The organism is Spirulina subsalsa CS-330 (assembly GCF_028330765.1).
GTDB lineage: Bacteria > Cyanobacteriota > Cyanobacteriia > Cyanobacteriales > Spirulinaceae > Spirulina > Spirulina subsalsa_A.
The window spans coordinates 12,038-29,870 of record NZ_JAQMTY010000229.1 but is presented as its reverse complement, the minus strand read 5'-3'; the positions used below and the strand labels follow the sequence as shown (position 1 = coordinate 29,870).

Below are 17,833 nucleotides of genomic sequence, written 5' to 3'. Positions count from 1 at the left end.
ATCTAGGGTAGCTCAGGAGGGGCGATCCAGTTGATCGGGGTCGATACCTTGGGCGGCAAGTTTAGCCATCAGGGCGGCGAGTTTAGCTTCGGCGGTATCGGCTCGCTGGGCTTCCTGTTCGGCTCGCTGGGCTTCTTGGGCACTTTGTTCGCTGCCGGTGGGGAGAATGTTCCCATTACGATCGCACCATCGAAGCCAGCGATCGTACTGTTTCCCCTCAAAGGAACCCGACCACAGGGTTAAACCCAAACCCACCCCCGGCAACCAGGCATCGTCTAACAGATGATATTGCCCTTCCCGCAGCCCATAGACCCGCAACACCCGCGCCGATAAATATTCCAGGGGATCAAACACCACATAATAGGACACCCGAATCCGGCTATAGTCGATGAGTTTGCGATCGCCTTCGTGCCCTTTCCGATTGGACACGATTTCAATCACCACATCGGGAGGCTTCCCAAATTCCCAAATAAAGTAGGAACGATGGCGCTTCTGGCTCCAATCAGCGGCAATTTCTACCCCTAAACTGAGCATCACATCGGGCACGAGGGGCGGCCCATGGAGTGCCGAAAACAGCCCCACATCAGCCATCGCAATAAACGGCTGCTCACTGCGAAAAGCGTGATAGAGACAATGGACAAGCAGACGTTGCAATTTTTCCTGAATCAGGTTATCCACGGGCGTTTCATCCTCAGTGACGATGTGAGAGATGTCTAATTCGGTGGGCGGCTGCTCATCGGCGGGTTCCGCGTTTGGTGGTGGAGTCGTTACGAAGGCTTGGGCTGGGGTTTGCATGGTTGCACCTCATTCACTGCTTATATTTTACTGAAGCGATCGCGCCCACTAAAATCCGCCGCAACCCAACGGGTTAAGAAAACCCTGCGCAGCAGTCATCTCGCAACTCTTGACGACCGAATCGTGAGGTTAGGCGATCGCTGCCTCGTACCAGTCCTTCAGGGTGGCCACCACATCACCGAGGGGGATTTCTTGGGCTTCCTTTGTGGCCCGTTGGACGACTTCCACTTTGCCCTGTTTGAGCGATCGCCCCGTCACAATCCGGTAAGGAATGCCGATTAAGTCCGCGTCTTTAAACTTCACCCCGGCGCGTTCGGTGCGGTCATCAAGGAGCACCTCTAACCCGGCCGCTTCACAATCGGCGTAGAGTGTTTCCGCGGCCGCCACTGCGTCGGCATCGCTCATATTGGGAATGACGATGATCACCTGATAAGGCGCGATCGCCACCGGCCAGATAATCCCGTCCTTGTCGTGGCATTGTTCCACCGCTGACTGTGCCAGACGCGACACGCCCACACCATAGCAGCCCATCACCAGGGGCATTTCCTCCCCGGCTTCGTTGGTGAAGGTTGCGCCCATGGCTTGGGAATATTTCGTGCCGAGTTGGAAAATGTGGCCCACTTCGATCCCCCGTGCGGATTGGAGGATTTGGCTGGGGTCATGGTGAGCGCGATCGCCCGCCATCGCCTTGCGCAGATCCACCACCTTCGGCAGGTCAAACTGTTCACCCCAATTCGCACCAAACACATGATGCCCCGCCTCATTGGCCCCCGTGGCAAAATTTTTCAACTCCACCACCGTCGGATCAGCCAAGCGGACAAAGTGCGGATGAATCAGCGCCGTTTTCGCGATGTAGTTATCCCCCAAATCCGGCGCGATATAGCCCAGGGGCAAGGGATGCGCCGCCCATTTTTGCTGCATCTCCGCATCGGGAACCTCCACACTCAGCACCGTACTCGCGCCAAAGTCCGCCGCCATCCGGGCCGCCTCATTTTGCAATTTCACATCGTTCACATCCTGATCGCCGCGAATACTCACCAAAATCAAGACGATTAACCCGGTGTCGTAGGTGACTTGATAGAGGACATTTTTAACGATCGCCGTCGGGGAACAATGGGCCAATGCGGCGAGGGTGGCGATCGTGGCGGTGTTGGGGGTGGGGCGTTTTTCGGTGGTGGTGAAGGGAGAGGCGATCGCATCGGGGGGGATCGAGGTGGCTTTTTCCACGTTGGCGGCGTAGCGTTGATCCGGGGTGTAGAGCACCTCATCTTCGCCAATGTCTGCCAACACCATAAACTCTTGGGAACCCGACCCGCCGATCGCGCCGGAATCCGCTTCTACGGCGACAAAGTCCAACCCACAACGGCGGAACATATTCCGATAGGCCCGATCCATGTCGGCGTAGGTGGCTTTGAGGCTGTCGGCATCGGTGTGGAAGGAATAGCCGTCTTTCATGATGAATTCTCGACCGCGCATCAGGCCAAAGCGGGGGCGAATTTCGTCGCGGAATTTGCTTTGAATTTGATAGAGATGTTGGGGCAATTGGCGATAGGAGCGGATCATATCTTTGGCGATCGCCGTAATCACCTCCTCATGGGTGGGCCCTAGGGCCACATCGCGATCTTGGCGATCGCGGAACGCAAACATAATCCCTTCCGCCTTCGTGTAGGTATCCCAGCGCCCCGACTCCTGCCACAGTTCCGCCGGTTGCAGTTGGGGTAACAAACATTCCTGCGCCCCCGTCGCGTCCATCTCTTCGCGCACAATCTGCGACACCTTGCGCAACACCCGCCACATCAACGGCAAATAGCTATAGACCCCGCTCCCTGTGCGGCGGATATAGCCTGCCCGTAACAGCAGTTGATGACTGGGAATCACCGCTTCTGCTGGCGATTCCCGCAGCGTAACGAAAAGCATCTGAGACAGGCGCATGGCAAAAGGCTTCCTTCAAGCGAGATAGCACCCCCTAGAATATCAGGAAGACCCCCTTACCTTGTAATCATCTCTATGGCTGCCCGTCCTGCAAAAAATCGCGTCGCCTATTCTGAATTTGGTTCTGCGAGCACCGAAGAAGCGATCGCCCCCGCGACTCCCGAACTCCCCCCCGAACAACAAAAACTGAAGATCCAAGTCACCCGCAAAGGCCGCAAGGGGAAAACCGTCACAATCATCAGCGGCTTTCAAACCTCGGATGCTACCCTCAAAGCCCTGCTCAAAACCCTGAAAACCTCCTGTGGTGCAGGGGGGGCGGTGAAAGACATGACCTTAGAATTACAGGGCGATCGCGCCGCCCAAGTGCCTTCCATTCTCCGTCCTCTCGGTTATCAAATTTAAGATGATGCTTAAGAGGTCTTCTTAATTCAGAATCCCCAACGAGTTAACGCTATGTTTTCCAAAACAGTCACCACCCTTGCTTACAGCAGCGCGATCGCTCTCCTCAATTTTCTGGCCGATCCCCACACTGCGATCGCCAATGATCCCCCCTGTGATGAGTACTACATTGATCCCGACGGTCGCCGCATCTGCCTCGACAATGGGCGACCGGTTCCAACAAATCCTGCACCCCGGAACTATCTCGACCCTGTCCCCTTTTTGGATCGGCTGGCGCGTTGCCAACCGGCGGCAACGGCGATCGGGTTTCCGCTGATTCCGGATGTGGCGATCGAAAGTGTGGTGCGCGAGTGGGAGGGCGATCGCTGTGTCGTCCAAATGAATGCTTTCCTCCTCAAAAACCCCCAGCGTCAAGCCGTCTATGCCCTCTGTCGTTATCGTCGCTCAACCCTCGCCCTCTTGACCGACCCACGCGCCTACGAACAAGCGCGAACAGGCAACTATCAATTTGATTCCAGCGATGCACGAGATGCAACCCTGTCTGAAGCCATGCTCCAAGATTGCCAATTTAGCCGCAACTGGCTACCCAGCTTAATCGAACCCGATCGCGCTCCGTAATCGTCCCAGCCTTGGCTTGTCCCGGCTGCGGCGGATTCAGATCTAATCCTCATCAATGCTACGCCCAGGGTGAAATCGGGTAGCATCGAGCCAGCCACGTTCTTCTGATCACCCGTTGAAGCGTATGCCCCTTTCCCCTTTTTTGATATTCTGAGAGCTACCTTTCGTTGCCGCACTGGATTGACTATGCCGTCCCCTCCATTTCCCCCTGATCACGACCCATCCATTCCCGATAGTGTGACGTTATTGGATGAAGCAGGGCGATCGCTAGAATGTTCTGTGGAGCAGAGCTTTAAAGACAGCGGTAACACCTATTTGATTCTCTTACCCGTAGACTCGCCCGTGACCATCATTGCTTGGGATAGCGATGATGATGAAGCCGATGCCGCCTGGGTGGAAGAAGATGAGGAAATTGAACAAGTGTTTGCTGATGCCAAAGCTGTCCTCTCTGAACAAAATCTCACCCTGAACTACGCCGCCTACACCCTGACCGTGTCGGGCGAACTGCCGGAAGTCGTGGAGGAATTGACCCTAGAAGTGCCGACGGACAATGGACAGGTGGAATCTGAGCATTTTCAAGTCCTGACGCATTTCTACCACAACGATCAAAAATACGAGATCTATACGCCGCTCGATCCTCTCCTGCTGTTTGCCCGTCGCGCTCCAAATCGCCAAATTGAACTCCTGTCTTTTGAAGAAGTCCAAGACTTGCAGCCCCATCTGCGAGAACTCCTCATTCAAGAGATGGAACGAGAGGAAGAGGAATAGAAAAGATTATGATTGGCCATTAATCTCCCTTGGCGATCGCAGCTCCCATGAAAAAGCTTAGTTCATTCTCGCAGTGGTTGTATCCCCTTGGTATTTTGCCGGGGGTGTTGCTGCTGAGTGGCTGGCATGGTTACCAGTGGTGGCGCTGGGCGGTGTCGCCGGTGATGATCGAGGCGGAGAATCAGCCGGTGGAAATTCAGGTGGAAGTGCCTGCGGATACGTCAACGCGCCAGATTGGGGCGGATCTTGAGGCGGCGGGGGTGATTCATTCGGCGTGGGCGTGGAATGTTTGGGCGTTTTGGCTGGCGTTGCAGGATCAAGCGGGGAGTTTTAAGGCGGGGCAATATGTGTTGTCGCCGGGTCAGGATATGACGGCGATCGCTCAATCCATTTGGACGGGGCAAGTGTTTCAATCCACCCTCACCATTCCCGAAGGTTGGCGTTTAACCGACATTGCCCAAGCCTTAGAATCCCAAGGCCTCTTCCCCGCTGAAACCTTCCTCCAAGCCGCCCAAACGGTTCCCACCGCTGAATTTACCTGGCTACCGGCGGACATCACCACAGTAGAAGGCTTCCTCTATCCCGATACCTACCAACTCCCCCCCGCAGGCACAACGCCCCAACAGGTGATTGCGATCATGCTGAAACGGTTTGAACAGAAGGCGTTACCCCTGTATCAAGGGCAGACTGATCCAGGGTTGTCTCTGGTGGAGTGGGTGACATTGGCGAGCATGGTGGAAAAAGAAGCGGGCGTGGCGGCGGAACGGGGCATCATTGCGGGTGTGTTTCGCCAACGGTTGGCCCAGGGGATGCGCCTTGAGTCTGACCCAACGGTGGAATATGTGTTGGGACGACGGCAAACCCCGGATCAGCCCCTTACCTTAGCGGATGTGCAAACGCCGTCGCCCTATAATACCTATCTCAATCCGGGGATGCCGCCGGGCCCGATCGCAAGTCCAGGCCAGGGGAGTTTGGCGGCCACGCTGAACCCGGTGGCGACGGAGTATCTTTTCTTTGTGGCGCGGTATGACGGCACTCATGTGTTTAGTCGGACGCTAGAGGAGCACGAAGCGGCTGCCCAACGGATTCGGGCGGGGCGATCGCTCCCCAGTCCCCCGCCTTAATGATTCGCACTGATTCAGGATAGAAACACAATGGTTAATGGACGATGGGATCACTTACTTAGCCCCAGTTTGGTACTGGGGGGCACGATTTTGGCGTTGACTCCGGAGGTGGTGAAGACCCATCACCTCCAGGGCCTGATTTTGGATGTGGATGAAACCCTCGTGCCCCTGAAGCAGCGGCAGGTTTCCCCGGAGGTGGCGGACTGGATTGAGGAGATTCGTCAGCATGTGGCGCTGTGGTTGGTGAGTAATAACCTGAGTGAGTCGCGGATTGGGGGCATTGCGGAGGCGCTGAATTTGCCCTATATCCTGGGGGCGCGGAAGCCGTCGCGGCGCAAACTGCGTCAGGCGATGGAGGCGATGCAGTTGCCGCCCGAAGCGGTGGCGATGGTGGGCGATCGCCTCTTCACCGATGCCCTCGCGGGAAATCGCTTGGGGCTGTTTACAATTTTGGTGGAGCCGATGGTAGACCCGTTGATTGCGGCGCGATCGTACCCGATTCGGAATTTTGAGGTGTGGCTCACGCAAAAACTGGGCGTTACCCTGTACAAGCATTGAGGCTCGCAGCGGTGTTGATCTCCCATTTGGCTCAATCATCAGGACAATCTAAAGAAAACATTAAAAAATAAAATGTCACCACAATTGTCTGGCAATCTTGATAATTAATGGAAATGAGGTCAGCTGATATAAAGACCTTAATCATACAATCGGCGATAATTTTTGGTTGAAGATAAACGCCAGCACTCACGAGTTAGAGTAGTGCTGGCGTTTATTGTGGCGATCCTGTGCCTCAGGATGAAACCTGCACAGGTGCGATCGCGTCTCATGCGGACTAGGGGTAATCCTTGGCTGAAGCGGTAAATCCTTGCTCCCCCTGCCACTTTCCTTCATAATTCTTAATCTAGTCCTCTGCGCGATCGCTCCATGAAATTTGCTTTAGTTCACGAATGGCTCACCCCCAACGCTACGGGCGGCTCGGAGCTTGTGGTTCGTGAAATTTTGCACCATGTTGAGGCGGATCTCTACGCCTTGATCGATTTTGAATCCACCAACCCGGACAGCTACCTCTATCAACGGGCGATCGGAACCACCTTCCTCCAGCATTTTCCCAAGGCAAAACAGGGCATCCAAAAATACCTCCCCCTCCTACCCCTCGCCATCGAACAACTCGACCTCAGCGGCTACGATGTCATCCTCTCCTCCTCCCACGCCGTCGCCAAAGGCATCCTCACCCATTCTCAACAACACCACATCTGTTACTGCCATACCCCGATGCGCTACGCCTGGGATCTCACCTTTGATTACCTGCGCAGTAGTCGCCTCGGTCGTGGCTTGCCGGGCATTGCCACCCGCCTGATCCTCCATTACCTGCGTCAGTGGGACGTGCTGAGTGCGAACCGTGTGGATCACTTCATTGCCAACTCGCACCACACGGCCCAGCGAATTTGGCGCTGCTACCGTCGTCAGGCGGAGGTGATTTACCCCCCCGTGCAACTCGATCGCTTCTCGTATCAACCTGAAAAGGCGGATTTTTATCTGACCGTCTGCCGGTTAGTGAGTTACAAGCGTGTAAAACTAATTGTCGAGGCGTTTAATCAGTTGGGGTTGCCGTTGGTGGTGATTGGGGATGGCCCAGAGCGAGCAACGTTGCAGGCGATCGCCAAGCCCAATATTCAACTCCTCGGCAATCAATCCAACGCCACCGTTGCCACCTACATGGCCCAAGCCAAAGCCTTTGTCTATGCCGCCTGTGAAGATTTTGGGATTGCCCCTGTGGAAGCCCAAGCCTGCGGAACCCCCGTCATTGCCTATGGTGCAGGCGGGTCATTAGAAACGGTGCAAGACATTCGGCACGCCCCCACCACGGGAACCGGTTTGCTTTTTGGCCCCCAAACCGCAGCGGCGTTGGTGAAAACCGTTAGAATTTTTGAGGAAATCTGTGGCAAAATTCGACCAGAATCCTGCCAGCAGCAAGCTCATCAGTTTGCTCCAGCGGTTTTTCAGCAGCGATATCTTGACTGTATTGATCGGTATACAGCCACTCGCCCGCCCCCATTGTGTGATAGGAATCGGGAAGAGTTCAGCTAGCTTAGACGGTCGAACTGTCTTGAGCGATCGCTTAAAGTTACGTGGTGTGATGTGAAGAGGAGTACAATGACCGCCGAAAGCCAACTGGTTTCCGTCAAATTAATCCGTGGGTTGATGGCCAAGGGCCGACCATCAAAGTCCCCCACCTATCAACAGTCGGCCCAGTCCCAACGGGCGCGATCGCAACGCTTTAATCGATTGCGGCAAAAACGGGTATTTGATATTCTGTTCGCCGCCACGATTCTAGTCATCCTGTCCCCCCTCTATCTCGTGTTGGCGGCGCTCATTGCCCTCACATCCCCCGGCCCCATCTTCTACTGTCAAGAACGCATCGGAAAACATCACAAACCCTTCCGATGTATCAAATTTCGCACCATGGTCAACAACGCCGACACCCTCCTGTCTGAGATGGTGTCCAACTGTCCCCAACTGCGCCAAGAATTTGAATCCGACTACAAACTCCGCCAAGATCCCCGCATCACCCGCATCGGTAAATTTCTCCGCCTCACGAGCTTAGACGAACTGCCCCAATTTTGGAATGTGCTCAAAGGTGATATGAGCGTCGTCGGACCCCGTCCCCTCGTGCCGGAAGAAGTGCCCCGCTACGGTCGCTACATGGATCGGGTGCTGCGGGTACAACCGGGCATCACCGGCCTCTGGCAAGTGTCCGGCCGCAATGATATTCCCTACCAACGGCGGATTCAAATCGATGTGTACTATTCTGGTCACCATAATTGGGTTTTGGATCTCTTCATTATTGTGAAAACCATCGGTGTGATTCTGTTTCCGGGCAACAATGGTGCGTATTAGGGAAGAGGTGCGATCGCGCCTCTTCCCTTCATCGGCCCTCAGCGCGTGAGACTCGCAGTGATAGCAAAAGTAAAAAAGTCAGTTATAGATCACACGAAATCTCTGTATTTCTACTAAGTTGAAGAGAGAAAATACTCTCAACCGCAGAGTCAACCTTAGAACAATGTAAGGACAAGCCGATACGATGACGCAACTCAAAAAAGCTCTAATCACAGGGATCACCGGTCAAGATGGCTCCTATCTCACTGAACTTCTCCTCGAAAAAGGCTACGAAGTCCATGGCATTATTCGCCGGACTTCCACCTTTAACACGGATCGGATCGATCACCTCTATGTTGATCCCCATGACGAAGACGCTCGTCTCTTCCTGCATTACGGAGACCTCACCGATGGCACCACCCTCCGGCGCATCATTGAAGCAGTGCAACCCCAGGAAATCTATAACCTAGGCGCTCAGTCCCATGTGCGCGTTAGTTTTGACGCGCCAGAATATACCGTCGATGCCGTCGGCATGGGGGCATTACGCATCCTCGAAGCCATGCGGGACTACCAACAGCGCACCGGCCAAGAAGTCCGCTTTTATCAAGCCGGGTCATCGGAAATGTTTGGCAAAGTCCAACATGTGCCCCAAAGTGAAGAAACCCCATTTTATCCCCGTAGTCCTTACTCCTGCGCTAAAGTCTACGCCCATTGGCAAACGATTAACTACCGCGAATCCTACGATCTGTTCGCCTGCAACGGGATTCTGTTTAACCATGAATCACCACGACGGGGGGAAACCTTCGTGACCCGCAAGATTACCCGCGCCGTCGCCCGGATTGTCGCCAAACAACAGGAGGATCTGTATTTAGGAAATCTGGACTCCAAACGGGATTGGGGCTATGCCCGCGACTATGTGCGGGCGATGTGGATGATGTTGCAACAGGACAAGCCCGATGACTACGTCATTTCCACCAATGAAACCTATTCGATTCGGCAATTCCTGGAGATTGCCTTTAGCCATGTCAATCTCAATTGGGAAGACTATGTCAAGTTTGATCCGCGCTACCTGCGACCGGCGGAAGTGGATTTATTGATTGGTGACTGTACGAAGGCGAAAAAACAACTGGGTTGGGAACCGTCGATCACCTTTGAAGAATTGGTGAAATTAATGGTGGATGCGGATTTGACTGCGCTGGGTCTGGAGCCACCGACGGGGGTTGTGACTGAACAACTCAAGGCTGATTTAGCCTATTTACACCATAACCGGATGACGGTGGACTAGGCTTTTTCTGTTGATCCAAGGACGAACCCAAGTCCATCTTGGGCGGCTGTGCAATGGTGGGATGACCCTAGCGGTGCTTGGATCGAACCCTTTCAAAGCGAGTCATCCGTTTGTCGTATACGCAAGAGATGAATTGAATCATGGTAGAACTGAGCGGAAAGCGAGTGCTCGTCACAGGCGGGGCGGGTTTTTTAGGGAAGCAAGTGGTGGCCCAGTTGGTGGCGGCGGGGGCGCAGGCGGATTTGATTACGGTGGTGCGATCGCGCGATTACGACCTCTGTCAAATGCCCGCCTGTGAAGCCGTCGTCCAAAACCAAGACATCATCATTCACCTGGCCGCCCATGTGGGAGGAATTGGCCTCAATCGTGAAAAACCCGCCGAATTGTTTTATGACAACCTGATGATGGGTGCTCAACTGATCCATGCGGCCTATCAGGCTGGTGTGGAAAAATTCGTTTGCGTGGGGACGATTTGCGCCTATCCCAAATTCACCCCCGTCCCCTTTAAAGAAGACGACCTCTGGAATGGCTATCCGGAAGAAACCAACGCTCCCTACGGTATCGCCAAAAAGGCCCTCTTGGTGCAGCTTGAAGCCTACCGTCAACAGTACGGCTTCAATGGGATTTATCTGCTGCCGGTGAACCTCTACGGCCCCGAAGATAATTTCGACCCCGCCAGTTCCCATGTAATTCCGGCGTTGATTCGCAAGGTTCACGAAGCCCAACAGCGGGGTGATACCCAGTTACCGGCTTGGGGCGATGGTAGCCCCACTCGTGAATTCCTCTATTCCGTCGATGCTGCCCGTGGGATTGTGATGGCGACCCAAGGCTATGATGCGCCGGAGCCGGTGAATTTGGGGACGGGATCGGAAATTTCGATTCGGGATCTGGTGGAGTTGATTTGCGACTTGATGGAGTTCAAGGGTGAGATTGTCTGGCAAACGGATCAGCCCAATGGTCAACCCCGTCGCTGTCTCGATACTCAACGGGCCAAAGAAACCTTCAATTTTTTTGCTCAAACCGATTTTCGCCAAGGCTTAGCGAATACAATTGAATGGTATCGGCAGCATGCTGCCTAATGGGTGAAGAATAGCTGTTATGGATGGGGGGTATTGGTGGCTCCTCATCCAGTTGAGGAGTCATGGAACAGATGAGTCGAATCAGTCGAACAAGAATGCAACAATGGGGACGGGCGATCGCAGGATTCAGTCTCATGGTGGGACTGACACTTCTCCCCCAGCCCGGTTTTGGTCAAACCTCCGCCCGCAATGAGCAACTTGACAATTACCTCCGGCAAGGACGGGATCTCGTCGAATCCGGAGAGTTTGATCGCGCCCTCGAAGCCTACCAACAAGCGGTCTATATCGATCGCACCAATCCCAGAATTTATTCCGGCATTGGCTATCTTTACACCCTCCAGGGCCAATACAACGCCGCCGCCCAAGCCTACGAATATGCGTTGATCCTGGAGCCGAATAATATTCCGTTTCTCTATGCCCTCGCCTTCTGTCACGCGCAACTCAATCGCAACACCGAAGCCGAGCAATCCTATCGCCGCATCCTCCAACTCGATCGCAACCATGTGGATAGTTACCTAGGGCTGGGTGTGGTGATGATGCGCCAAGGCCGCCACCGAGAAGCCTACCAAGTCTATCAACAGGCCGCCGCCCTTGATCCACAAGATGGCAGTGTTTACGGCATGATGTCCACCGCCCTCCTCGAACAGGATCGCCCCCAAGAGGCCATTGATTTGCTGCGCCAATCGGCCCGACGCTATCCCCAGAATGCCAACCTGTGGATGCAGTTGGGTATTTTCTTGATTGGCATGACCAATCAGCAAGACGAAGCCCTGCAAGCCTTTAACCAAGCTGCCCGCATTGATCCTCGCAATCCGATGGTGCAGGTGCAAATCGGTGGGGTCTTGCAAGAACAGGGCAACGAAGATGAGGCGCAGAAGATTTTTTATCGTGCCGTCGCGATGGCGGACGATACCCCAGAGGCGCAGTTGAGCATTGGGGATATTTTGTTTCAAGAGCGGGCCTATTTACCGGCGATCGTGGCCTATCGTCGCGTTACCCAGTTGGCCCCGGATGATCCGGTGGGCTTCCACCGCCTAGGCATTGCTCTCCAGTCCCGTGAGCGTCGCCGCGAAGCGATTACGGCTTGGCAATCGGCGCTGAATCTTTACGAACAGCAGGGCAATCAATTAGGGGCGAAGACGATCGAGTCTCTCCTCGGCGACGATCGCGAGGATGATCCGTTCCGGCCCTTTAATTAGTCCGACTCTGCCGAGGAGCCAGGGGACTTAGGCCGCCTGGCTCCTCGGTTCCATGGGGTGATCGGGTGATCTTAGGGTTTGAGGGCGAAGATTTTTTCGATGATGGCTTCGACGGATTTGTCGGGGGTGGAAGCTCCGGAGGTGATGCCGACCTGGAGCGGGCCAGCGGGGAGCCAATTTTCTGTGATCACCAGCTCGGTGTCGAGGGGTTTATGTTCGATGCGGTTGCCGGGGCCGATGCGATCGCCACTATCGATGTGATAGGAGGGAATCCCCCGTTCCACGGCGATTTCTTGGAGGTGGGTGGTATTGGAAGAGTTAAAGCCGCCAATCACCACCAGGAGATCGAGGGGCTGTTCCACGAGGGAAAACATCGCATCCTGACGCTCTTGGGTGGCATCACAAATCGTGTTGAAGCTCATGAAATGGGTATTCAGTTCGACGGGGCCATATTTCTGCAACATGGTGTGCTCAAAGAGTTTCCCGATCGCTTCGGTTTCACTTTTGAGCATCGTGGTTTGGTTGGCCACGCCGACGCGGTCGAGATCGCGATCGGGATCAAACCCGTCAGAATGGGCATTGGCAAACTTGGCCATGAATTCGGCGCGATCGCCCCCCTTAAGGATGTAGTCCGCCACATACTGAGCCTCAGCCAAATTCAACACCACCAAATATTTACCCGCAAAGGAACTCGTGGCGACCGTTTCCTCATGCTGATATTTGCCGTGGATAATCGAGGTATAGTCCCGCTTTTTATGTTTCTCGACGGAATTCCACACCTTCGCCACCCACGGGCAAGTGGTGTCCACAATCGTACAGCCCACATCATTGAGGTACTGCATTTCCGACACGCTGGCCCCAAAGGCGGGCAAAATCACCACATCCCCCACTTCGACAACGCTAAAGTCCTTGACCTCCGCCTCCACGGGGATAAACCCGACATTCATCTCCCGTAACCGTTGATTCACCGCCGGATTATGGATAATTTCGTTGGTGATCCAAATCCGTTCGGTGGGAAAATGTTGGCGCGTTTCGTAGGCCATGGCGACCGCTCGCTCCACGCCCCAACAAAACCCAAAGGATTCGGCGAGATGAATGGTGATTGCGCCCCGTTGGAGTTGGTAGTTGCGATCGCGAATCTCCTGAATTAACGAGCTTTGGTATTCGCGATCCATGACCCCCGCGACTTCATCCTGATGGCCAAAGCCTTTGCGGTGGTAGTTTTCAGAATGGTTGAGGGTGCGTTTAAAGGTTTTGGTATCCATGAATGAAAGAGACGATTTAATCCGTTTTGCGATGGGTATGATCCAGTTCGAGGCCGATGAACAGTTGCAGGGCCGTAGACCAAACGCGATAGCCGTCCCGGTTGAGATGCAGGCCATCGGTGCTGAGATCCATTTTTAGATTACCGCGCTCATCGGCAAAGAGGGGATAAAGGTTGAGGAATGTCGCTCCTTCTTGGGCGGCAATGCGTTCGAGTTCGAGGTTGAGACGGCGAATGCGGCCATTGGGGATCGAGAGGAGGCGATCGCGCCCCTCCCAGGTAGCAGACGCACCAGCATGGGGCAAAATCGACTGCACCACCACACGGCTGCGGGGATGTTGGCGGCGCAAATCCTGCATAATCAACCGGGAATTGGCCAACAGCGTCGCATCACTCACATCCCACAACACATCATTAATCCCGATCATCATAAACACCGCTTGGGGGCGAGTGTGATCCAACAAATGCAAGCGCCGCAAAAGTCCTAGGGTTTTTTCCCCCGAAATGCCTTGATTGAGCCAAGTCTGGCCGGGGGGCAGCAGGTCATGGGTAAACCAGAGGGTGATGGAATCTCCCATTAACACCATCAAGTTATTGGGTTGATTCTGGGCGGCGGCGCTGGCTTCCTGGGCCAGCAGATCCACCCATTGCTGATAGGACAGGGCTTGGCGATGGCTGCGATCGTGGGGACTGGGCACAGGGGTCTTGGCCAGGAGCTGCTGAGAGCTACCCGCCAAGGAAGCGAGGGCGAGTTTGGGTTCAACCGGACGTTGAGTGACGGCAAACAGGGCAAAGAGCAAGAGGACGTTCGCTGCGAGGGAAAAGGCAGCCCAACGGTGAGCAGATTGGAGCAAACGATATAAAAGGGGAGTAAACACAATACAGAATTTTAGCCTCAAACGAAGGCTTCCCTTTAACCTAGAGTCGCAGATTTTGCATCTAGATTAAAGGGAAGCGGGTTCAATCGAATGGGTTTTAAGCTTCGGAACTACCGCTAATGCCCATGGCTTGGCCACCGGCAAAGGTATCCGTTTCGGTCACGAAACCGTTGTACGCTTCCATTCCATGTTCGCTAATATCCAGACCTTGTAATTCATCTTCCGGACTAACCCGAATGCCGATGGTGAATTTCAACGCCAACCAAACAATGGAGCTAAAGACCACGGTGAAGCCACCAACGGCGAGAATCCCGATCACTTGCGCAACGAAGTTACCGCCGCCGAAGATTGCCACGGCGAGGGTTCCCCAAATCCCGCAGACGAGGTGAACTGAGGTTGCACCCACGGGGTCGTCGATATGGAGGCTATCGAAGATGGATACGGAGAAGACGACGATCACGCCAGCGATCGCACCCGTAATCACAGATCCGGTGTAAGGAATCGCATTACAGCCGGCGGTGATGCCCACCAGACCTGCCAAGATGCCGTTGATCACCATCGAGAGGTCAGGCTTACCATCTTTGAGCCAAGAGGTCGCCGTCGCAGCCACACCACCCGCCGCCGCTGCCAAGGTCGTGGTCAACGCGATGTAGGTAATGTTAGGACTAGCAGCCAATTCAGAACCGGGGTTAAACCCATACCAGCCCACCCACAGCACCAAACACCCTAGGGTCGCAATGCTCATGTTGTGGCCAGGAATGGCGTTGATGCCACTGTCGTTATATTTGCCGATCCGGGGGCCGAGGAAGGCCGCCCCCATCAACGCAGCCCAACCCCCGACGGAGTGAACCACTGTCGAGCCGGCAAAATCGCTAAAGCCCGCTTCACTGAGCCAACCGCCAGCCCAGACCCAGTGGCCGGTGATGGGGTAGGAGACGGAAACGAGTAAGAACGCGAAAATCAGGAAGGACACGAAGTGAATCCGTTCGGCAACAGCACCGGACACAATGGTGGCAGCCGTCGCGGCAAAGGCCACTTGGAACAGGAACGATGCCGAAATGGGCAAGCCTGCCGGGAAGGGGTCTAAGCCGTAGTCGGCGGGGTCTTCACTGAGGAGGAAGAATCCCGTGCTGCCAATGAAGCCGTTGCCTTGACCGTACATGAAGGCAAAGCCGATCGCCCAATACGCGATCGCCGCAATGCCGAACACGATCAAGTTTTTCGCCAACACGTTGACCGCGTTCTTTTGGCGACAGAATCCAGCTTCCAACATGGCGAAACCGGCGTTCATGAAGATCACCAAAATCGCTGAAGCTAGGATGAATACGGTGTCTAGAGTGCCTTTGATGACTTCCGGATCGGCAAAATCCAGCTCGTCAAGGTCAATGGCATGTTGGGCAAACGCAGCGGAATCCCACACCACAAGGATGATCGCCACTAGTGGAATGCAGGCAATCCAATAGGGTGAAAACCAGCGCAACAGTTGCTGCACAGGTTTCAAATTTCCTGCTGCCGCTCTCTCCCTTCTCTCGCGAGCAGAGAAAGAATTGACCAGAGTTGATTTGGACATCACTACAAAACTTTCCTGAATCTAAAGAAACACAGTCATTTTCTGGAATGCTCAGGATTGTCATCGAATGGGGTTCCCAGGGTGTTGAATGGGATTCAACGCCAAACCAGAAAGCACTCCGGAGCACCTGTCTTGCATTCTGGGAAAACCCGATCATCCTGAGTCGTTACTGAGTCTATAAAAGTACCGGATTCATTACTAAAAGTCTAGTCCTGAACACTATATGAACGTGAGTTCAGTCCATTGCCAGACTCACTCAGACTGGTGTGCTAACTAGAAAGAACACGACAGAAACGTGTTGATCTTGGAGGGGTACGTCAGTTTTTTCTGTAACTTTAATTACATTTAGTCGGACGGATAGATTATGAGAGTTTAATGATCATTTCTAATCAACAACCATGGGCTGGGTTGGGGGATCAGAATCGTCATAACCTAGGTGGGATAGCTGCCGATCGCACGCCAAAAGAAGTAGAGCGACAGCAGGGCAAGAAGCGATCGAAAACTGATACTGACGATGCGATCGGGCAGTTTTGGGAGGTAGCGGGTACTGATCTGCGCTCCGACGAGTCCCCCAAGACCGAGAATTAATCCCGGTATGCCTAACACATTGCCCTGGATGGCATGGCCCGCACAGGCGGAGATGGCGGTGACGACGATCACCCCAAGGCTGGTTTGGATGGCGGTTTTGATCGGTTCGTTGAGCAGGAGCATTTGCAACGGAACCATGATCACCCCACCGCCAACCCCGAAGAGTCCGGCCAGGAGGCCGGCGGCGGCTCCGGTACTGAGGCGGGGGATGAGGAGGTTGGGGGCGGGGGTGGGGCGATCGCTGTTCTGCTGGGCAATCAGTCGCTTGCGCAGCATGACGAGAAAAATGGTGGCGATCAGCAACACCCCAAAGGCGGCTTCTTTGACGAAATTGGGGATCTGACCCACCAACAACGGCCCGATTTGGGCGGTGGCGATCGCAGGAATCGCCAGGACGATTACCCGTCGCCAATCTAAAAAGCCCATGCGATAGTTTTGCAGGGTTCCAGACAGGGAGGTCATCACGATCGCTAAACTACTGGTGGCCACGGATGGATCGTACCCGTAGCCCAGCGCCACTAAGATCGGCACAAGCACCGTACCGCCCCCAATCCCCAACAAACCCGCCAACAGACCCGACAGTAAGCCGCCCGCCACTAAAAACCCAAGATGTTCCACGCGATTAAATTCCCCGTCCTGTGAACGCTGTTGCTTGTCGAAATTACGTGGATAATGCTACCAGTTAAGGGAACCTATCTTTAGTTGCGCGATCGCTACCATGCAAGAATTTTTTGAGAATGTGCTCCGCTACTGTCGCTATTTTGTGACATTTACCCTAGGGGTCTTTTTTGCCCTCTACCAATGGGTTCGCCCCATGTTCAGCAGTCCGCTCCGGCTGACCGCCTTAATCGGAATTCTCATCGGCTTATCGGGCTTCATCTTCTTTACACTCCGCGCGATGTTGGGACTGAATCCCGTATAGTGACAGAGGAAAGGGGTTAATCCACCGGATTTTTTTTTAGCTCAGTAGGAGAGGAGTCCTCATGGCTACCAATCGCCGCGTATCTCGCGTTTCATCCCTGATTAAACGCGAAGTTAGCCAACTCTTAGGTCATGAAATCAAAGACGATCGCGTCGGCGCTGGCATGGTCAGCGTCACCGATGTAGCCGTGTCGGGGGATTTGCAACATGCCAAGATTTTCGTCAGTATCTACGGCTCCGATGATGTGCGGGAACAAACCATGGCCGGGTTGGAATCCTCCACCGGCTTTATCCGGCGGGAATTGGGGCAACGGATTCGCCTGCGCCGCACGCCCAATGTCCAGTTCATTGAAGATCGTTCCATTGAGCGGGGCGATCGCGTCTTAACCCTCCTCACCCAACTTAAACCCACTGCCTCCCCCGAAGACGACATTCCCGCCGCCGAGGACGACGACTAGAATCAAGCCGGATCGGCCCTAATGTCGTTGAGCTTTGGGCATTCAAGACGATCTGAAGATTAAGTCTTGACTCTGTAC

18 protein-coding genes are annotated in these 17,833 nt (G+C 54.4%); 12 read left to right on the top strand and 6 right to left on the bottom strand.

Features of this window, described 5'->3' with window-relative positions; all coding sequences use genetic code 11:
* Positions 1-12: 12 nt before the first annotated feature.
* A complete protein-coding gene (locus PN477_RS15870) occupies positions 13-795 on the bottom strand; it encodes a Uma2 family endonuclease (RefSeq protein WP_272118391.1) in 783 nt (260 codons plus the stop codon).
* Positions 796-924: 129 nt separating this feature from the next.
* Positions 925-2,727 (bottom strand): proline--tRNA ligase, encoded by a 1,803-nt coding sequence (locus tag PN477_RS15865; RefSeq protein ID WP_272118389.1) that lies wholly within the window; start codon positions 2,725-2,727, stop codon positions 925-927.
* Positions 2,728-2,802: 75 nt separating this feature from the next.
* Here PN477_RS15865 and PN477_RS15860 point away from each other — a divergent pair, with 75 nt between their 5' ends.
* The 10 genes from PN477_RS15860 to PN477_RS15815 all read left to right on the top strand — a co-directional run bounded on the left by PN477_RS15860 (position 2,803) and on the right by PN477_RS15815 (position 12,076).
* On the top strand, positions 2,803-3,129 hold the full coding sequence (locus PN477_RS15860) for a translation initiation factor (protein WP_272118387.1): 327 nt from the start codon (positions 2,803-2,805) through the stop codon (positions 3,127-3,129).
* 51 nt (positions 3,130-3,180) lie between these two features.
* Positions 3,181-3,744 (top strand): hypothetical protein, encoded by a 564-nt coding sequence (locus PN477_RS15855; protein WP_272118384.1) that lies wholly within the window; start codon positions 3,181-3,183, stop codon positions 3,742-3,744.
* A gap of 186 nt (positions 3,745-3,930) precedes the next feature.
* Positions 3,931-4,512, top strand: coding sequence for a DUF3727 domain-containing protein (locus PN477_RS15850; RefSeq protein WP_272118382.1), 582 nt, complete (start codon positions 3,931-3,933; stop codon positions 4,510-4,512).
* Positions 4,513-4,559: 47 nt separating this feature from the next.
* Positions 4,560-5,636 (top strand): endolytic transglycosylase MltG, encoded by a 1,077-nt coding sequence (gene mltG / locus PN477_RS15845; RefSeq protein ID WP_272118380.1) that lies wholly within the window; start codon positions 4,560-4,562, stop codon positions 5,634-5,636.
* A gap of 30 nt (positions 5,637-5,666) precedes the next feature.
* Complete coding sequence (locus PN477_RS15840; protein WP_272118378.1) at positions 5,667-6,194, top strand: YqeG family HAD IIIA-type phosphatase; 528 nt, start codon at positions 5,667-5,669, stop codon at positions 6,192-6,194.
* A 366-nt stretch (positions 6,195-6,560) separates the two neighbouring features.
* Entirely contained in the window at positions 6,561-7,724 is a 1,164-nt protein-coding gene (locus PN477_RS15835; protein ID WP_272118376.1) for a glycosyltransferase, read from the top strand.
* A gap of 66 nt (positions 7,725-7,790) precedes the next feature.
* Complete coding sequence (locus PN477_RS15830) at positions 7,791-8,534, top strand: undecaprenyl-phosphate galactose phosphotransferase family protein (protein ID WP_072621893.1); 744 nt, start codon at positions 7,791-7,793, stop codon at positions 8,532-8,534.
* Between the two features lie 184 nt (positions 8,535-8,718).
* On the top strand, positions 8,719-9,798 hold the full coding sequence (gmd, locus tag PN477_RS15825) for a GDP-mannose 4,6-dehydratase (protein ID WP_272118373.1): 1,080 nt from the start codon (positions 8,719-8,721) through the stop codon (positions 9,796-9,798).
* Positions 9,799-9,938: 140 nt separating this feature from the next.
* Entirely contained in the window at positions 9,939-10,877 is a 939-nt protein-coding gene (locus PN477_RS15820; protein ID WP_272118371.1) for a GDP-L-fucose synthase family protein, read from the top strand.
* A gap of 71 nt (positions 10,878-10,948) precedes the next feature.
* Positions 10,949-12,076, top strand: a complete 1,128-nt coding sequence (locus tag PN477_RS15815) for a tetratricopeptide repeat protein (protein WP_272147435.1) — start codon at positions 10,949-10,951, stop codon at positions 12,074-12,076.
* 71 nt (positions 12,077-12,147) lie between these two features.
* On the opposite strand, the gene PN477_RS15810 is transcribed toward PN477_RS15815, so the two are convergent.
* The 4 genes from PN477_RS15810 to PN477_RS15795 form a co-directional block, all read right to left on the bottom strand.
* Entirely contained in the window at positions 12,148-13,341 is a 1,194-nt protein-coding gene (locus PN477_RS15810) for a 4-hydroxy-3-methylbut-2-enyl diphosphate reductase (protein WP_272119239.1), read from the bottom strand.
* A gap of 16 nt (positions 13,342-13,357) precedes the next feature.
* Entirely contained in the window at positions 13,358-14,194 is an 837-nt protein-coding gene (locus PN477_RS15805) for a GDSL-type esterase/lipase family protein (protein ID WP_272147434.1), read from the bottom strand.
* Between the two features lie 121 nt (positions 14,195-14,315).
* The gene (locus PN477_RS15800; RefSeq protein ID WP_417158836.1) at positions 14,316-15,788 is read right to left on the bottom strand and encodes an ammonium transporter; all 1,473 of its coding nucleotides are present in this window, start codon (positions 15,786-15,788) and stop codon (positions 14,316-14,318) included.
* 432 nt (positions 15,789-16,220) lie between these two features.
* The gene (locus tag PN477_RS15795) at positions 16,221-16,994 is read right to left on the bottom strand and encodes a sulfite exporter TauE/SafE family protein (protein WP_272119236.1); all 774 of its coding nucleotides are present in this window, start codon (positions 16,992-16,994) and stop codon (positions 16,221-16,223) included.
* Positions 16,995-17,094: 100 nt separating this feature from the next.
* Here PN477_RS15795 and PN477_RS15790 point away from each other — a divergent pair, with 100 nt between their 5' ends.
* Entirely contained in the window at positions 17,095-17,298 is a 204-nt protein-coding gene (locus PN477_RS15790; RefSeq protein ID WP_072621886.1) for a DUF751 family protein, read from the top strand.
* 61 nt (positions 17,299-17,359) lie between these two features.
* Positions 17,360-17,755: a 30S ribosome-binding factor RbfA gene (rbfA, locus tag PN477_RS15785; protein WP_272119233.1), complete on the top strand. Its 396-nt coding sequence runs from the start codon at positions 17,360-17,362 to the stop codon at positions 17,753-17,755.
* Positions 17,756-17,833: the final 78 nt, after the last annotated feature.